Genomic DNA, 16,404 nt, shown 5'->3' on the forward strand with positions numbered 1-16,404 from the left:
GGTCAGGCTCCCTTGAAGGTGGCGGTGATGCGGAGGTCGGTGCCGATGCGGACGGTCTCGGTGATGTCGAGCCGCAACGCCTCGGTGATGGTGCTGATTCCCGCGGCGGCCAGGGCCTGGGGGCCGGCGCCGAGCAGGACGGGGGCGAGGTAGCCGACCACCTGGTCGACGGCGCCCGCGGCGACGAAGGCGCCCGCGAGGGTAGGGCCGCCTTCGAGGAGGACGGAGCGGACGCCGCGCGCGTGCAGGGCGTCCAGGAGGGCGGGGACGGAGAGGCCGCGCTCGGCCCTGGGGAGGCGTACGACCTCGGTGAGCGGGGTCTCGGCGTCCTCGGCGATCGCGATGAGGGTGGGGGCGGCCTCGTCCAGGACACGGGCGCCGGGCTTGACGGCGGTCGCCTCGGTGTCGACGACGACCCGCAGCGGCTGCACCGCCTCGTCGATGCCGCGGACGGCCAGGTGGGGGTCGTCGGCGCGGGCGGTGCCGGAGCCGACGACGACGGCGTCGGCCTCGGCGCGCAGCCGGTGGACGTCGGCGCGGGACTCGGCGGAGGTGATCCAGCGGGAGGTGCCGTCGGCGGCGGCGATCCGGCCGTCGAGGGTGGCGGCGTACTTCCAGCGGACGAAGGGGCGACCGTGGCGCACGGAGGTGAGCCAGGCGATGTTGACGGCCTCGGCCTCGGCCTCCAGGAGGCCCTGGGCGACTTCGACGCCCGCGGCGCGCAGGGTGTCGGCGCCACCGGTGGCCTGCGGGTTCGGGTCGCCGACGGCGTACACGACCCGGCTGATCCCGGCCTCGGTCAGGGCCTGGGCGCAGGGGCCGGTGCGGCCGGTGTGGTTGCAGGGTTCGAGGGTGACGTAGGCGGTGCCGCCGCGGGCGAGGACGCCGGCCTCGCGCAGGGCGTGGACCTCGGCGTGCGGGCCGCCGGCGCGGCGGTGCCAGCCTTCGCCGACCGGGTGGCCGGAGGCGTCGGTGATGACGCAGCCGACGACGGGGTTGGGGCTGGTCGCGCCGAGTCCGCGTGCGGCGAGCTCGACGGCGCGTCGCATGGCGGTGATGTCGGCCTGCTGGGCCACCGGGTCCTCCTGCCTCTTCGGGCACGGACTCCGGGGCCTGTCGATGACGACAGAGAGCGGGAAGGACGCCCGGCGCAGGGTGCGCCGGGGCCGCTGTTCGCGGGTACGCCGATCGGATGCGACACGGCGACCAGCGGACATACGGCCGGCACACCCCTGGAAGGGGTCACCCGCCGCGCACTGCCTCCCATCCGGACTTTCACCGTCGGTCCAGGAATCTCACCTGGTCAACCGGCCGCTGGCTGCGGACGGGTCGCGGACTATACCGCCGGTTCGGAATTACACCGACCCCGGAGTGCGCTGCTGCTGATACAGGGCCAGTGTGCCACGGACGCCGTGGGGCGATGCGACCGAGTCCCTGTGGCCTGGCTCACAGGCTCCCATGAACGTCTTCTTTGGTCCAGACCTATTGACGCACTGGTCTAGTCCTCTTAATCTCCGTGTCACCTCCTAGGAACGGCCCGGTGGGGTGCGCACCCCACGGGCCCAACACGACCCACCCCCTTGTTCGTTGTGTTTTTCCACCTCCCCAGGAGGAACCCATCGTGTTGTCCCCCACGACCAAGAGAGCCTCGCTGCTCGCTTCCGGCGCAGCCGTCGCCGGGATGCTGCTCAGCTCCCTGGCCGGTGGCGTCTCGTACGCCGCCGACAACGAGTCCTGTCGTCCCGACGGGCTCTACAAGACCCCCGGTGTCGACGTGCCGTACTGCTCGGTCTACGACACCGAGGGCCGCGAGAAGATGGGCGCCGACCACCAGCGCCGCGTCATCGGCTACTTCACCGGCTGGCGGGACGGCAAGAACGGCCAGCCCGCGTACCTGGCCAAGGACATCCCGTGGGACAAGATCACCCACATCAACTACGCCTTCGGCCACATCGGCGGGGACAACAAGCTCTCCGTGGGCACGGACGGTCCGAACAACGCGGCCACCGGGATGACCTGGCCCGGTGTCGCCGGCGCGGAGATGGACCCCGCGTTCGCCTACAAGGGCCACTTCAACCTGCTCAACAAGTTCAAGAAGCAGCACCCGAACGTGAAGACGCTGATCTCGGTCGGCGGCTGGGCCGAGACGGGCGGCTACTTCGCGGACAACGGCGACCGGGTCAACTCCGGCGGCTTCTACTCGATGGCCACCAACGCCGACGGTTCGGTCAACCAGGCCGGGATCGACACCTTCGCCACCTCGTCCGTCGACTTCATCCGCAAGTACGGCTTCAACGGCGTCGACATCGACTACGAGTACCCGACGACCATGAAGGACGCCGGCAACCCGCTCGACTGGCAGCTCGCCAACGCGCGCCGCGCCGGACTCGTGCAGGGCTACGCGGCCCTCATGAAGACCCTGCGCGAGAAGCTCGACGCGGCCGGCGCCGCCGACGGCAAGCACTACCTGCTGACCGTCGCCGCCCCCTCCTCCGGCTACCTGCTCCGCGGCATGGAGACCTTCCAGATGCAGAAGTATCTGGACTACGTCAACATCATGTCGTACGACCTGCACGGCGCCTGGAACGAGTACGTCGGCCCCAACGCCTCGCTCTTCGACGACGGCAAGGACGGCGAGCTCGCCGCCGCCAACGTGTACGGCTCGGCGCAGTACGGCAGCATCGGCTACCTCAACACCGACTGGGCGTACCACTACTTCCGCGGCTCGATGCCGGCCGGCCGCATCAACATCGGCCTGCCGTACTACACCCGCGGCCACAAGAACGTGCAGGGCGGCACCGACGGCCTGTGGGGCAAGGCGTCCGCGACCACCTGCCCGGCCGGCGCCGGTCTGACCAAGTGCGGTGACGGCGCCACCGGCATCGACAACCTGTGGCACGACAAGGACACCAACGGTGTCGAGTCGCCCGCCGGCTCCAACCCGATGTGGCACGCCAAGAACCTCGAGAAGGGGATCGTCGGCGACTACGTCACCCAGTACGGCTTCCCGGCCAACACCACCCTGACCGGCACCTACGCCCGCAAGTACGACTCGACCCTGGTCGCGCCGTGGCTGTGGAACGCGCAGAAGAAGGTCTTCCTCTCCACCGAGGACGAGCAGTCGGTGGCCGCCAAGGCCGACTACGTGGTCAACAAGGGCATCGGCGGCACCATGGTGTGGGAGATGGCCGGCGACTACGGCTGGAACGCCGCCAAGGGCCAGTACGAGATGGGCTCCACGCTCACCTCGCTGATGTACGACAAGTTCAAGGCCGCCGCCCCGTACGGCGCCAAGAAGTCCAACACGGCCCTGCCGACCCAGGCCGTGAAGATCGACACCCAGTTCACCGAGTTCAAGCTGGGCGACTCGAACTACCCGATCACGCCGAAGATCAAGATCACCAACAACACCGCGGCGACGCTGCCCGGCGGCACGGAGTTCCAGTTCGACTACGGCACCTCGGCGCCGGCGAACGCCTCCGACCAGTCCGGCTTCGGCACCAAGGTCATCAGCAGCGACCACACGGGCAGCAACGTCGGCGGCCTGAAGGGCGACTTCCACCGGGTCTCCCTGAAGCTCCCGGCCTGGCAGACGCTGGCCCCCGGCGCGACGATCGACCTGGCGTTCAACTACTACCTGCCGGTGTCCACCCCCTCCAACTGGACGGTGAACATCAACGGCACGACGTACGCCCTCGCCGGCGACCTGGCGCGCGGCACGACGGTCGTGGAGCCCGGCTCCACCACTCCGCCGACCACCCCGCCCACCACGCCGCCGACCACCCCGCCGACGACTCCCCCGACCACGCCTCCGACGACCCCGCCGACGACGCCGCCCACCACGGGCTGCACCACCGTGGCGTACGTGGCCGGCACGGTCTACAACGCGGGCAACGAGGTCTCCCACAAGGGCCACAAGTGGAAGGCCAAGTGGTGGACCCAGAACGAGGAGCCGGGCACGACCGGCGACTGGGGCGTCTGGCAGGACCTCGGCGCCTGCTGATCCCCACCTCCTGAGAACCCCCCGGCGGCGGACACACACGGCCCTTGCCCGCCGCCGGGCTCCCTCCGCGCCGCGCCCCCCTGTCCGGGGCGCGGCGCGGCTGCGTTCCCTGGCAAGGGCCATTCACGAACCGGGAGCTCCGGGGTCGGTACCCGTCCGAGGGCGGGACCGCTACGGGAAGAGCTCCTCCTGGGCCGCGTCCCGGGCGCCGAGGAGGGCGCCCCGCAGGACCGCCGCGTCACCGAAGACGGTCGGCCGGACCTCGGTGCGGAGCGGGGAGAGGGCCGCGAGCGCGCTCTCGACCCGGGCGGCGAGGGCGGCACCGCCCTGATGGCCGGTCTCGCCGGCGAGGACGACGCAGCCGGGGTCGAGGACGGAGACGACGGCGGCCGCGCCGACCGCGAGGCGGTGGGCCAGGGCGTCGAGGAAGGGGCCGTGGCCGGAGGTGAGCGCCCCGGCGGGGTCGAGGCCGTGGGCGGTGGCGAGCGAGGCGACGGCCGCGGCGCAGGCCAGCTCGTGGAAGCCGCCGTCGCAGCCGGTGGCGGAGGGCAGGCCCGTGGTGCCGGGCACGGGCAGGAAGCCGATCTCGCCGGCGCCCCCGGACGCGCCGCGGCGCAGCCGGCCGCCGAGGACGACGGCGGCGCCGACGCCCTGGCCGAGCCAGAGCAGGACGAAGTCCTCGCGGTCGCGGGCTGCGCCGTCGCGCAGTTCGGCGACGGCGGCGAGGTTGGTCTCGTTCTCGACGAGGACGTGGGCCGGGAGGCGTTCCTGGAGGACGGTGACCAGCCGGCGGTGCCAGGCGGGCAGTCCCGAGGAGTCGCGCAGCTCGCCCGTGGCGGGGTCGATGAGCCCGGGGGCGCCGACGGCGACGCTGTGCAGACGGTCGGCACCGGCCTCGCGGACGGTCCGTTCCAGGAGGGCGACCGCCTCCTCGACGGCCCGGCCGGTCCCGCCGTCGTCCTCGCCGACGGGCGCGGTGGCCTCGGCGAGCGTGCTGCCGAGGAGGTCGGCGACGGTGACGGAGACCGAGCGGGTGCGGACGTCGAGGGCGGCGAGGTGGGCGCGGTCGGCGACGATCCCGTACAGCTTGGCGTTGGGACCTCGGCGCTCGGCTCCGGACTCGCCGACGACGTGCACGAGGCCGGAGCCCTGGAGCCGTTCGACGAGATCGGCGACGGTCGGCCGGGAGAGCCCGGTGAGCGTCTTGAGCTGAGTGGCCGTCAACGGACCCTCGTCCTGGAGCAGTCGCAGGGCGGACCGGTCGTTGATGGCCCGTGCGGTGCTCGGGGATGCGGCCATGCGGCGATCCTCTCAGACTCGTTCCGGGGTGTGTCCCGGTGCGGACCTTCCCCGCGGACTATTTATCAGGCAGGGTTCCTGATAGTTTACCGGCACATCGACGACACCGGGGAGGGACCCATGGCGGCGCAGACCGTCACCAGCACCGAACGCCTGCGGCGGGCGCGCCACGCCATCGCCGCCGTCTTCTGCGTCCACGGCGCGGTCACCGGCAGCTTCGCGACCCGGATCCCCTGGATCCAGGAGCACGCGAGCGTCAGCGCCGGCCAGCTCGGGCTCGCGCTCGCCTTCCCGGCGCTCGGCGCCTCCCTCGCGATGCCGCTCGCCGGGGCGGTCTCCCACCGCTTCGGCGCCCGCACCGCGCTGCGCGGCCTGCTCTCGCTCTGGACGCTCGCGCTGATCCTGCCGTCGCTCGCCCCGAACATCTGGGGGCTGTGCGGGGCGCTCCTGGTGTACGGAGCCACCGCGGGCATGTCCGACGTGGCGATGAACGCCCTCGGCGTCGAGACGGAGACCCTGCTCGACAAGTCCATCATGTCGAGCCTGCACGGCATGTGGAGCGTGGGCGCCCTGCTCGGCTCCGCGGCGGGCACCGTCGCCGCCCACGTCGGCGGCGACGCCCGGATCCACCACCTGATCGCCGCGCTGGTCCTCACCGCCCTCGGCCTGGTCTTCTGCCAGGGCGTCCTGGACGTGCGCAGCACCCCGGACGAGGAGCCGCCGCCGCGCTTCTCCCTGCCGCCGAAGTCCGCGCTGATCATCGGCGCCATCGGCTTCTGCGGTGTCTTCGCCGAGGGGGCGAGCCTGGACTGGTCGGCCGTCTACCTGCGGGACGAACTGGGCAGTTCGGCCGGGCTGGCGGCCGCCTCCACCACCGCCTTCGCCCTGACGATGGCCGTGGCCCGACTGGTCGGCGACCGGGTCGTGGACCGCTTCGGCGCCGTCCGCACGGTGCGGGTCGGCGGCGCGGTCGCCACCCTCGGCGGACTCCTGGTGGTCCTCGCCCCGCACGCCGCCCTCGCCATGGCCGGATTCGGCCTCATCGGCCTCGGGATCGCGGTCGTCGTGCCGCTCGCCTTCGCCGCGGCCGGGCGCAGCGGGCCGAACCCCAGCCAGGCCATCGCCGGCGTCGCCACCATCACGTACACCTCGGGCCTCATCGCACCGTCGGCGATCGGCGGCATCGCCGACGCGACCTCCCTGATGTTCTCCTTCTGCCTGGTCACCCTGCTCGCCTTCGGGCTCGTGCTGGGCGCGGGCGTGCTCAGGACCGGCGGCCGCGAGGCGGCCTCGGCGACGCCCGCCCCCGCGAAGGCCCCCGGCCCGGTCGGGTAGGCCGCCGACCGTGGCCCGGCCCGGTGGCGTACGACCGCCGCCGGGCCGCGGTCGAACGTTCCCGGCCTGCGGTGGCGCATACCATGTGGCTGATCTTCTGCGGCCACGACACGGCCGCTCGAACCGGAGAACGGGAGCGACCTCATGAACCTCGGCGTGCGCTGGACCCTGCACGGCGACGGGAGAACACCCGCTCCGGGAGCGGTCGTCCGCCCGGACGAGCGGCTCTCCTGGCCCCGTACGGTCGGGCTCGGCGCCCAGCACGTCGTGGCGATGTTCGGGGCGTCGTTCGTCGCCCCGGTCCTGATGGGGCTCGACCCGAACCTGGCGATCATGATGTCCGGTGTCGCCACCGCGATCTTCCTGCTCGCGACCCGCGGCACCGTCCCGTCCTACCTGGGCTGCTCGCTCTCGTTCGTCGGCGTCGCCGCCGCGATCCGGGCGTCCGGCGGCACGAGCGCCACCGTCACCGGCGCCGTGTTCGTCGTCGGCGGGGTGCTCTTCCTGGCCGGTCTGGCCGTCCGGAAGTTCGGCGCGCGGATCATCCACGCGGCCATGCCGCCGATCGTGACCGGCGCCGTCGTCATGCTGATCGGCTTCAACCTGGCGCCTGTCACCGCCTCCACGTACTGGCCGCAGGACCAGTGGACGGCCCTCCTGGTGATGCTGTTCACCGGACTCGCCGTGGTGTGTCTGCGCGGGTTCTGGTCCCGGATCGCGATCTTCCTGGGCCTGATCTTCGGCTACGCGATCTCCTGGGTCTTCGACCTCGTCTTCGGGAAGATCCACTCGGTGTCGCCGGGCGGCCAGGTCACCGACCACTGGCGGCTGGACCTCTCCGGTGTCTCCCAGGCCGACTGGATCGGGCTCCCCACCTTCCACGGCCCGAGCTTCGAGTGGTCGGCCATCCTGGTCGCGCTGCCCGTCGTGATCGCGCTGATCGCGGAGAACGCCGGACACGTCAAGGCGGTCGGCGAGATGACCGGCGACCCGCTCGACGACAAGCTCGGCACGGCGATCGCCGCCGACGGCGCCGCCTCGATGCTGTCGACGGCGGTCGGCGGCCCGCCGAACACCACGTACTCGGAGAACATCGGCGTCATGGCCGCCACCCGGGTGTACTCGACCGCCGCCTACTGGGCCGCGGCCGGCTTCGCGCTCCTCTTCGGCCTCTGCCCCAAGTTCGGCGCCGTCGTCGCCGCCATCCCCGGCGGTGTCCTCGGCGGCATCACCGTGATCCTCTACGGCATGATCGGCCTGCTCGGCGCCCAGATCTGGATCAACGCCAAGGTCGACCTGCGCAATCCGCTCAACCTGGTCCCGGCCGCCGCCGGCATCATCATCGGCGTCGGCGGCGTGAAGCTGACCTTCACCGACAGCTTCGAGCTCGGCGGCATCGCGCTCGGCACGATCGTCGTCATCACCGGCTACCACGTGCTGCGGGCCTTCGCCCCGCCCCACCTGAAGGCGCAGGAGCCGCTCCTGGACTCCGGCACCAGTTCGTACGAGACGAGCACGGACGGCACGTCGAAGAACTGAGGGATTCGCCCGTTCTGGGTAAGCCGGGCCGGAGAGGTTCCCCCGACGGCCCGGCGGCTGGGAGCCTGCCCGTATGGCGCAGACCCAGCAGATCGGGCAGGAGATCGACCCCCTCGGGCCGTTCGTGGCGGTCGACCCCGTGGTGGACCGGATGCGGTCGCTCCGCTCGGCCTGGCATCCGGCCGACGGGGTGGCCGTCTTCAACCGGGTCTACCTGACCGTCACCGAGGAGATCGGGCACGCCATCGCGGCCGGCACCTTCGCCGACCGGCGGGCCGCCGCGACGCTGGACGTGCGGTTCGCGGAGCGGTACCTGGCGGCGGTCGACGCGGCCGCCACCGGCTGCCCGGCCCCCGCCTGCTGGCGGCCCCTCTTCCACTACCGGCGCCATCCCGGCGTACGGCCGCTGCAGTTCGCGCTGGCCGGGATCAACGCCCACATCGGGCACGACCTGGCCCTCGCCGTGGTCGACGCCTGCCGGATCCTGGAGTGCGCGCCCGCCGACCTGGAGGACGAGTTCGACCGGGTCGGCGACATCCTGGTGCTCCTGGAGGAGCGGATCAGGGAGGAACTGATGCCGGGCCCGGACCTCCTGGAGGTCGCGGACCCGCTGACGCATCTGCTCGGCTGCTGGAGCCTGGACCGGGCCCGGGACGGGGCCTGGCTCGCCGCGCGTTCCCTGTGGCAGCTGCGCGGGCTGCCCGACCTGGCGGCGGAGTTCACGGAGCGCCTCGACCGGTCGGTGGGCCTGGTGGGGCGGATGCTGCTGACCCCGCTCACCAGGCCCTGAGCCGCTCCGTACGGCCGGTCAGTCCTCCGGCAGCTCGACCGGGGCGATCTCGTCGTACACGTCGCCCGGACCGGGGTTCGTGCCGTCGGTGGCACCGCCGAAGTGGTGCATCACGCCCCAGACCGCGTTGAGCGCCGTCTGCACCGCGCCCTCGGCCCAGCCGGCCGTCCAGGAGATGTCGTCGCCGGCGAGGAAGATGCCCCGCTTGTCCTCGGGCAGCCGGTCCTGCATGAAGTGCGTGAACAGACGCCGCTGGTAGCGGTAGTGGCCGGGGAGGTTGGCCTTGAACGCGCCCATGAAGTAGGGCTCGTTCTCCCAGGAGACCGTCACCGGGTTGCCGATGACGTGCTTCCGGATGTCGACCTTCGGGTAGATCTCGCCGAGCGACTTCAGCATGACTTCCATCCGCTCGTTCGCGGAGAGCGGCAGCCACTTCAGGCTGTCGTCGCACCACGTGTACGAGAGGCAGATGACGGCCGGCTTGTCCGGGCCCTCGTCCAGGAGGTAGGTGCCGCGGGTCATCCGGTCGGTGAGCGTCATCGACATGACGTCCCGGCCGGTCTCCTCGTCCTTGTCCAGCCAGAACGGCCGGTCGACGGGGACGAAGAGCTTGGACGACTCCATGTAGTGGGTCCGCTCGATCGCCGTCCAGTGGTCGATCGGGAAGAGCGAGTCGTCGCAGGCGATCTTGGAGAGCAGCATCCAGGACTGTGCGGTGAAGATCGCCGCCTGGTACGTGCGGATGTCGCCGGAGGCGTCGGTGACGGTGATCCGGTTGCCGGCGGTCCGGTTCAGCCGGGTGACGGCCGGCTTCGGGGCGCCGCCGTGCAGGGAGGAGAGCGAGGTGCCCTGCGCCCAGTGGACGATCTTCCCCGGCTCGCGCTCCCACAGGCGGAGCGGCAGCTGCTGCGAGCCGCCCACGATGCCGCGGTGGTGGTCGTCGGCCTCGGTGTAGACGACGCGGAGGATCTCCAGGATGGAGTTGGGGAAGTCGGTGTCCCAGCCGCCGGTGCCGAAGCCGACCTGGCCGAAGATCTCGCGGTGGCGGAAGGACTTGAAGGACTCCGACTCGCAGAGGAAGCCGTAGAAGGTCTGGTTGTCGAGCTTCTCGACGAGCTTCGACCAGATCTCGCGGATGCGCGGGACGTCCCGCTCGCGCATGGCCTGGTTCATGTCGGAGAAGTCGGCGCCCTCGTCCAGACAGGCGTTCCAGGCGTTCATCACGTCGCGGTAGACCTGCGGCAGGTCGTCGACGGTGGTCGCGTAGTGCGACTCGCCCTTGAGGTCGACGACGGTCGACGGCGTCGACTCGGCCAGCGGGTTCGGGAAGGGCTTGGTCTCCAGGCCGACCAGGTCGATGTAGTGCTGGAGCGCGGTCGAGGACGGCGGGAAGCGCATGGCGCCCATCTCGGCCGTCAGGCCCTCGGTGCCGGTGCCCTCGAAGCCCACGGTCCGCAGCCGGCCGCCGATCTCGTCGGCCTCGTAGACGACGGGCTTGAGGCCCATCTTCATCAGCTCGTACGCGGCGATGATCCCGGACAGACCGCCGCCGATGACGGCGACCTCGGTGCCGTGCTCGGTGGCGGGTATCTGCCCGAGGCCGGCCGGGTGGGCCAGGAAGTCGTCGTAGGCGTACGGGAAGTCCGGACCGAACATGGTGATCGGCGGCTGGCCGTCGCTGTGCGGGACGGCGGTCGTGGGCACCGTGGACGTCATGGGGTACGGACTCCTTGCACGGAAAAAGGTGAGGCGGGGAGGGAGGACGGGGCGGGCGGCCGGCTCAGCCGAGGGAGCCGTAGAGCCCGGGGCGGCGGTCGGCGAGGTAGGGGTTGCCCGCGCGGGAGGCCGCCAGGAAGTCGGGATCGACGTCGCCGATGACGAGGTCCTCGCCGCGGCTCGCCCGGGCCCGGGCGGTGCCGTCGGGGGCGGCGAGGGTGGAGAGGCCGACGAACTCGAAGGCGCCCTCCGGGCCGGTCCGGTTGGCGTACGCGACGTACATCTGGTTCTCGAAGGCGCGGACGGGCACGACGGACTCGGCGACGACCTCGGCGGGGTGCATGAGCGCGGTCGGCACGAGGAGGAGGTCCGTGCCGGCCAGCGCGTGCGCCCGCACGTTCTCGGGGAACTCGACGTCGTAGCAGATCATGAGGCCGACGGTCAGGCCGCCGAGCTCCACCTGGACGACGGCGTCGTCGCCGGGGGTGAACCACTCGCGCTCGAAGCCGCCGTAGAGGTGGGTCTTGCGGTAGTTCGCGAGCGTGGTGCCGTCGGCGCCGACGAGCAGGGCGGCGTTGTAGAGGACCCCGTGCCGCTCGGTGTCCCGCTCCGGGTAGCCGTAGCCGATGACCAGGCCGTGCCGGACGGCGAGGGCCGCGACGGCTCGGGAGGAGGGGCCGTCGGACGGCTCGGCCAGGCGGGCCAGGTCGGCGCCGATGGCGTATCCGGTGAGGAAGAGCTCGGGGGCGAGCAGCACGGTCGCGCCGGCGGCGGCGGCCCGGGCGGCGGCCTCGTCGAGGACCTTGAGGTTGGCGGCCACGTCACCGAGCTCACCGGAGCTCTGGAGCAGGGCGGTGCGCAGCGCGGGCATGGGCGATCCTCGGGGGGTCGGAGTACAAGGGGAAGACGTCAAAAACGGTACGGTTTCGGGCTCCGTCCGGACAAGGCGGGAGCGTTGCGGACCGACCGTCGAACCGTTGCGCGATCGACGACCAGGGCGGCGATTCGTTGCGCGGGGCTCCACCCGGGGGCGTAGGGCTCCCCCGCCGCGCGGCGGAGGCGAGGACCGTCCCGCGGCCCGACGACCCGGCGGGGCCCGCGCGGAAGAGTGGTGGTCGTCCGGCGGACACCCCGGACGACCTGCCGAAAGGACTCGGAAGCCATGAACCGTCGTACGAAGACCCTCGCCGTCGCCGCCGCCGTCCTGCTGACCCTGGGGGCGGGAGGCATCGCGGCCGCCTCGGCCGACGACGCGCCCGCGCCGGCCGTCGTATCGGGGGCCGTCGTGTCGGGGGCGGCCGCGCCGGAGGCCGCCGCGCTGACGGGCACCGCGAAGCTGTACCGGCCGGCCGGGGACGACATCACGTTCGCGTTCGACGCGCATCTGGCGGCGAAGGACCGGCAGGATCCGATGAAGGCCACCGGTACGTTCCGCTTCAGCCACTACAAGGGCGGCCGGGGCGGCTACGCCGAGGTGGAGGTCGACTGCCTCACCACCGGCGGCAAGGTCGCCGTCGTGTCGGGCACCGTCGTCGAGACCGACGTGAAGGAGTTCAGGAAGGCGCGCGTCGGCGTCACGGTCCACGACGACCCCGCCGGTGACCGGCTCGGCTACACGTGGATGACCGCCGACCCGCAGAAGGACAAGGTGCCGCCGTGCCTCGGCGGCGCGCCGTTCGAGAAGGTCCGGGCGGGGACGGGCGACTTCCGGGTCGTGCCCTGGGAGTTCGTCTACCCCACCGAGTAGACCGCCCCACGGGGGTGGGCGGGGCGCGGGGCGGTGCGGGAACCACGGCCCGCACCGCCCGGCGGCCGCGTGTCCCTACGCCGGCGAGCCCGAGGAGAAGCGCCGCAGCAGCGGCGAGAGCACCAGGACGGACTTGGTGCGCTCCACGAAGGGCTCGCCCGCGATGCGCTCCAGGACGCGTTCGAAGTGGCGCATGTCCGAGGCGAAGACCTGGACGACGGCGTCCGCGTCACCGGTGACGGTCGACGCGGACACCACCTCGGGGTACCGCTCCAGACCTCGCCGGATGTCGTCCGGCGAGGTGTTGTGGCGGCAGTAGATCTCGACGAACCCCTCGGTCTCCCAGCCGAGCGCCGCCGGGTCCACCCGTACGGTGAAGCCGGTGATGGCGCCCTCGGCCCGGAGCCGGTCCACGCGCCGCTTCACGGCGGGCGCGGAGAGACCGACGAGCGAGCCGATGTCGGCGTAGCTGCGGCGGGCGTCCTCCGCGAGGGCGTGGACGATGCGTTCGTCGAGGTCGTTGAGTCGCACTACGGGTGGATCACTTCTCTGCTGATGCTGCTGACGCTGCGGTGGCCAGTCGGGAGCGGCGCATGCCGTACAGGAAGTAGAACACGAGCCCGGCGGCCATCCAGCAACCGAAGACCACCCAGGTGACGGCGTCGAGGCTGAACATGTTGTAGGCGCAGAAGCCGAAGCCGACGACCGGGAGGACCGGTCCGAACATGACCTTGAAGGTGCGCGGCATGTCCGGGCGGGTGTAGCGGAGCACGACGACCGCGATGTTGACCAGGGCGAAGGCGAACAGGGTGCCGATGCTGGTGGCGTCGACAAGCTTGCCCAGCGGGATGACCGAGGCGAGGACGCCGCAGAAGAGCGAGACGATCACCGTGTTGACGCGCGGGGTGCCGGTCTTGGCGCTGACCTTGCCGAACGCCCTGGGCACCAGGCCGTCGCGGGACATCGCGAAGAGGACGCGGGTCTGGCCGTAGAGCACGGTGAGGACGACGCTGGCGATGGAGATGACGGCGCCCGCGGCGAGCAGGGTGCCCCAGAAGGACTGTCCGGTGACGTCCTTCATGATCGCCGCCAGGGTGGCCTCGGAGCCGTCGAACTGCTTCCAGTCCCAGGCGCCGACCGCGACGGCGGCGACGAGGACGTAGAGGACGGTGACGATGATCAGCGAGAGCATGATCGCCCGTGGCAGGTCCCGCTTGGGGTTCTTGGCCTCCTCGCCGGCCGTGGAGGCGGCGTCGAAGCCGATGTACGAGAAGAAGAGGGTGGCGCTGGCCGCCCCGATGCCGGTGACGCCGAGCGGCATGAAGTCGGCGTAGTTGCCGGACTTGAAGCCCATGAAGCCGATCGCGCAGAAGAGCGCGAGCGCGGCGATCTTGACCGCGACCATGATCGTGTTGACGACGGCCGACTCGCGGGCGCCGCCGAGCAGGAAGACCATCGCCAGCAGCACGACGATCAGGCCGGGCAGGTTGATGATGCCGCCCTCGCCGGGCGCCGACGACAGCGCGTCGGGGATGGTGACGCCGATCGTGCCGTCGAGCAGCTCGTTGAGGTACTCGCCCCAGCCGACGGCCACGGCCGCGACGGAGACGCCGTACTCCAGGACCAGACACCAGCCGCAGACCCAGGCGACGAGTTCACCCATCGTTGCATACGCGTACGAGTACGAGGAGCCCGCGACCGGTATGGAACCGGCCAGCTCGGCGTACGACAGAGCGGAGAAGAGCGCGGTGAGGCCGGCGATGACGAAGGCGACGGTGACCGCGGGGCCGGCCTTCGGGACGGCGTCGCCGAGGACGACGAAGATGCCGGTGCCGAGCGTCGCACCGATGCTGATCATGGTCAGCTGCCACATGGAGAGCGAGCGGCGGAGACTGCCGCCCTCGCCCTGTCCACCCTCTGCGACCAGCATCTCCACCGGCTTGCGCCGGATGAGTGCGCCGAGCGCGGAGGTCTTGGGGGTGGCCGTGTCGACGACCGGTGGGGCTGCGCCGTGATCCAGCACTGCGGAGGCTCCTTATCGCTGCCTGTGGGTACGGAGACGACCGCGGCGGTACGGGGGCATGACTGAGCAAGCCCACGGGGGACGGGAACCGCCGAGCAGGCGGTCGACGCCACTCCTGGTACGGGGCACGAGCCTAAGGGTCCGGGGTTCGCACTCGTAATGCAGGGTTGTTGCGCAGTGCCGGATGATCATTGCGCGCTCGGGGCAGAGGCGGGGAAACATTGCGCGCCCCCGCATGAATCGACACATCGGGGTGAGAACCGGTCCGTGCACGCCTATGGACACCTGGTGCCCGATGACCGACCCTGCGAGGTCCCGACCACCCGCCCCGACGACCCACGATCGGAGGTCCCGGTGCGCTGGCTCGACCCGGCACCGTTCCTGCGCGGTACGGCCTGGCTGGACGGGCCGCGGCCCGTGCGCGCCGACCCGGACGACCTCGACCGGCTGCCCTGGGACGTCGCCGCACGCGCCGCGCTGCCGATCGGCGTACGGATCGAGTTCACGGCCGCGCCCGGCACGCGCGCGGTGGAGCTGCGCTACCGGGCCTCCGTACCGGGCCCGGACGACCCGCTGGGCTCCCTGCGCCACTGCTTCGCCCTCTGGCGGGGCACCCGGCTCGTCGGCGAGAGCTGGGTCGACCCGGCCGCCGAGGCCACCGTCACGCTGCCGCTGCCGGCGGAGGGCGGTGTCTTCGCCGTCCACCTCCCGGAGGGCCAGGCCCCGGTCCCGGTCGCCCTGCGGGCCGTCGGCGGCGCCCTCTCCCCCGCGCCGGCCCGGCCCCGCTGGCTCGTCCACGGCGACTCCATCACCGAGGGCTGGTGGTCGACCCGCCCGGCGCACTCCTGGCCCGCCACGGCGGGTCGGCGGCTGGGCCTCGACCCGGTGAACCTGGGGTACGCGGGCGGGGCGCGCGGCGAGCTGCCGCTGGCCGAGCACCTGGCCCGGCTGCCGGGGGAACTGATCACGCTGGCCTTCGGCACCAACTGCTGGTCCCGGGCACCGGCGACGGCCGACTGGCTCTACGCGACCGTCCGGGCCTTCGTCGGCCTGGTCCGCAGGGGCCATCCGGACACCCCGCTGCTGATCGTCTCGCCCGTCCTGCGGCCGGAGGCCGAGCACACCCGCAACGCCCTGGGAGCCACCCTCACGGAGCTGCGCAGGGCCATGGAGCGCGCGGGCCGGGATCTGGCTGCCGAGGGCGACGACAGGCTGCGCGTCCTCTCCGGGCGGCCGCTCCTGGGCCCGGAGCACCTCGCGGACGGGCTGCACCCCGACGACGCGGGACACGCCCGGATCGCGGCGGCCGTGACGGAGGCTCTGGGACCGTGGGCGCGGGCGGTCAGTCCGCCGCCCGGCCCAGCGTCCTGACGAGGAAGGTGGCGACATCGGCGTGGTGCCGGGTGCGCCCCGCCGCGTCCGTGGAGGAGTAGCGGTCGGTGTACTCCGTCACCGGTTCGTAGCCGAGCCGCGCGTACAGCGCCGCGGCCCTGGTGTTGTCGTGGGCCACGCCGAGGCCGAGGGCCATCCGGCCGCGCGCCCGGGCCAGCTCCTCGGCGGCGCGGACCAGGGCCGTGCCGATGCCCCGTCCCCGCAGCTCCGCCGCCACGTCCAGGCCGTTGAACTCGGGGCAGTCGCCCAGCAGGGCCCGCACCTCCGGCGCCGCGCAGCCGTCCCAGCGGACCTGTCCGTTGCCGACCGGGATTCCGCCCCGCCAGGCGACCAGATAGGTGCCGTGCCCGGCCTCCTGGCGCGCGAAGCGGTCGGCGTGGCGGGTGGGGGCCCCGGGCGTGGGCAGGTGACGGTCGAGCGGGGCGATGTCCTCGGCGCGGCACGGCCGGATCTCCACGTGGTCCATGCGGCGACGGTACGGGAACGCCGTGGGCCCCCGGGAGCGGATTCCCGGGGGCCCACGGCGTTCGGAGGGGGCGACTGGGCCGCCTCCTCCGGAA

Annotated in this window: 13 protein-coding genes and 1 riboswitch; of the genes, 6 read left to right on the forward strand and 7 right to left on the reverse strand. The window is 72.2% G+C overall.

Features of this window, described 5'->3' with window-relative positions:
• Window positions 1-2: 2 nt before the first annotated feature.
• Window positions 3-1,076 (reverse strand): bifunctional diaminohydroxyphosphoribosylaminopyrimidine deaminase/5-amino-6-(5-phosphoribosylamino)uracil reductase RibD, encoded by a 1,074-nt coding sequence (ribD, locus tag AB0424_RS09385; RefSeq protein WP_366303497.1) that lies wholly within the window; start codon window positions 1,074-1,076, stop codon window positions 3-5.
• Window positions 1,077-1,249: 173 nt separating this feature from the next.
• Window positions 1,250-1,379: riboswitch (FMN riboswitch) on the reverse strand.
• A gap of 242 nt (window positions 1,380-1,621) precedes the next feature.
• On the opposite strand from ribD, the gene AB0424_RS09390 reads away from it, so the two are divergent.
• Entirely contained in the window at window positions 1,622-4,003 is a 2,382-nt protein-coding gene (locus AB0424_RS09390; protein ID WP_366303499.1) for a chitinase C-terminal domain-containing protein, read from the forward strand.
• A gap of 171 nt (window positions 4,004-4,174) precedes the next feature.
• On the opposite strand, the gene AB0424_RS09395 is transcribed toward AB0424_RS09390, so the two are convergent.
• Window positions 4,175-5,302 carry an ROK family transcriptional regulator gene (locus AB0424_RS09395; protein WP_366303501.1) on the reverse strand — a complete coding sequence of 376 codons (1,128 nt, stop codon included), beginning with the start codon at window positions 5,300-5,302 and terminating at the stop codon, window positions 4,175-4,177.
• A 120-nt stretch (window positions 5,303-5,422) separates the two neighbouring features.
• Here AB0424_RS09395 and AB0424_RS09400 point away from each other — a divergent pair, with 120 nt between their 5' ends.
• The 3 genes from AB0424_RS09400 (at window position 5,423) to AB0424_RS09410 (ending at window position 8,966) form a co-directional block, all read left to right on the forward strand.
• Entirely contained in the window at window positions 5,423-6,637 is a 1,215-nt protein-coding gene (locus tag AB0424_RS09400) for an MFS transporter (protein ID WP_366303503.1), read from the forward strand.
• Between the two features lie 144 nt (window positions 6,638-6,781).
• On the forward strand, window positions 6,782-8,176 hold the full coding sequence (locus AB0424_RS09405; protein WP_366303505.1) for a solute carrier family 23 protein: 1,395 nt from the start codon (window positions 6,782-6,784) through the stop codon (window positions 8,174-8,176).
• Between the two features lie 73 nt (window positions 8,177-8,249).
• Window positions 8,250-8,966, forward strand: a complete 717-nt coding sequence (locus tag AB0424_RS09410; protein ID WP_366303506.1) for a DUF5995 family protein — start codon at window positions 8,250-8,252, stop codon at window positions 8,964-8,966.
• Window positions 8,967-8,984: 18 nt separating this feature from the next.
• On the opposite strand, the gene AB0424_RS09415 is transcribed toward AB0424_RS09410, so the two are convergent.
• The gene (locus AB0424_RS09415) at window positions 8,985-10,682 is read right to left on the reverse strand and encodes an NAD(P)/FAD-dependent oxidoreductase (protein WP_366303508.1); all 1,698 of its coding nucleotides are present in this window, start codon (window positions 10,680-10,682) and stop codon (window positions 8,985-8,987) included.
• Between the two features lie 64 nt (window positions 10,683-10,746).
• Window positions 10,747-11,553, reverse strand: a complete 807-nt coding sequence (locus AB0424_RS09420; protein WP_366303510.1) for a carbon-nitrogen hydrolase family protein — start codon at window positions 11,551-11,553, stop codon at window positions 10,747-10,749.
• Between the two features lie 291 nt (window positions 11,554-11,844).
• Between AB0424_RS09420 and AB0424_RS09425 the strand changes: the two genes are divergently transcribed.
• The gene (locus AB0424_RS09425) at window positions 11,845-12,429 is read left to right on the forward strand and encodes a Repetin (protein WP_366303511.1); all 585 of its coding nucleotides are present in this window, start codon (window positions 11,845-11,847) and stop codon (window positions 12,427-12,429) included.
• Between the two features lie 75 nt (window positions 12,430-12,504).
• On the opposite strand, the gene AB0424_RS09430 is transcribed toward AB0424_RS09425, so the two are convergent.
• Both AB0424_RS09430 and AB0424_RS09435 read right to left on the reverse strand, forming a co-directional pair.
• Window positions 12,505-12,960 (reverse strand): Lrp/AsnC family transcriptional regulator, encoded by a 456-nt coding sequence (locus tag AB0424_RS09430; RefSeq protein ID WP_015032260.1) that lies wholly within the window; start codon window positions 12,958-12,960, stop codon window positions 12,505-12,507.
• Between the two features lie 10 nt (window positions 12,961-12,970).
• Complete coding sequence (locus tag AB0424_RS09435; protein ID WP_366303514.1) at window positions 12,971-14,452, reverse strand: amino acid permease; 1,482 nt, start codon at window positions 14,450-14,452, stop codon at window positions 12,971-12,973.
• 354 nt (window positions 14,453-14,806) lie between these two features.
• On the opposite strand from AB0424_RS09435, the gene AB0424_RS09440 reads away from it, so the two are divergent.
• Window positions 14,807-15,823, forward strand: a complete 1,017-nt coding sequence (locus AB0424_RS09440; RefSeq protein ID WP_366304136.1) for a GDSL-type esterase/lipase family protein — start codon at window positions 14,807-14,809, stop codon at window positions 15,821-15,823.
• Here AB0424_RS09440 and AB0424_RS09445 read toward each other — a convergent pair.
• On the reverse strand, window positions 15,795-16,310 hold the full coding sequence (locus tag AB0424_RS09445; RefSeq protein WP_366303516.1) for a GNAT family N-acetyltransferase: 516 nt from the start codon (window positions 16,308-16,310) through the stop codon (window positions 15,795-15,797). The genes AB0424_RS09440 and AB0424_RS09445 overlap by 29 nt on opposite strands.
• Between the last annotated feature and the right edge of the window lie 94 nt (window positions 16,311-16,404).

The sequence above is a fragment of the Streptomyces sp. NPDC051180 genome (assembly GCF_040689545.1).
GTDB lineage: Bacteria > Actinomycetota > Actinomycetes > Streptomycetales > Streptomycetaceae > Streptomyces.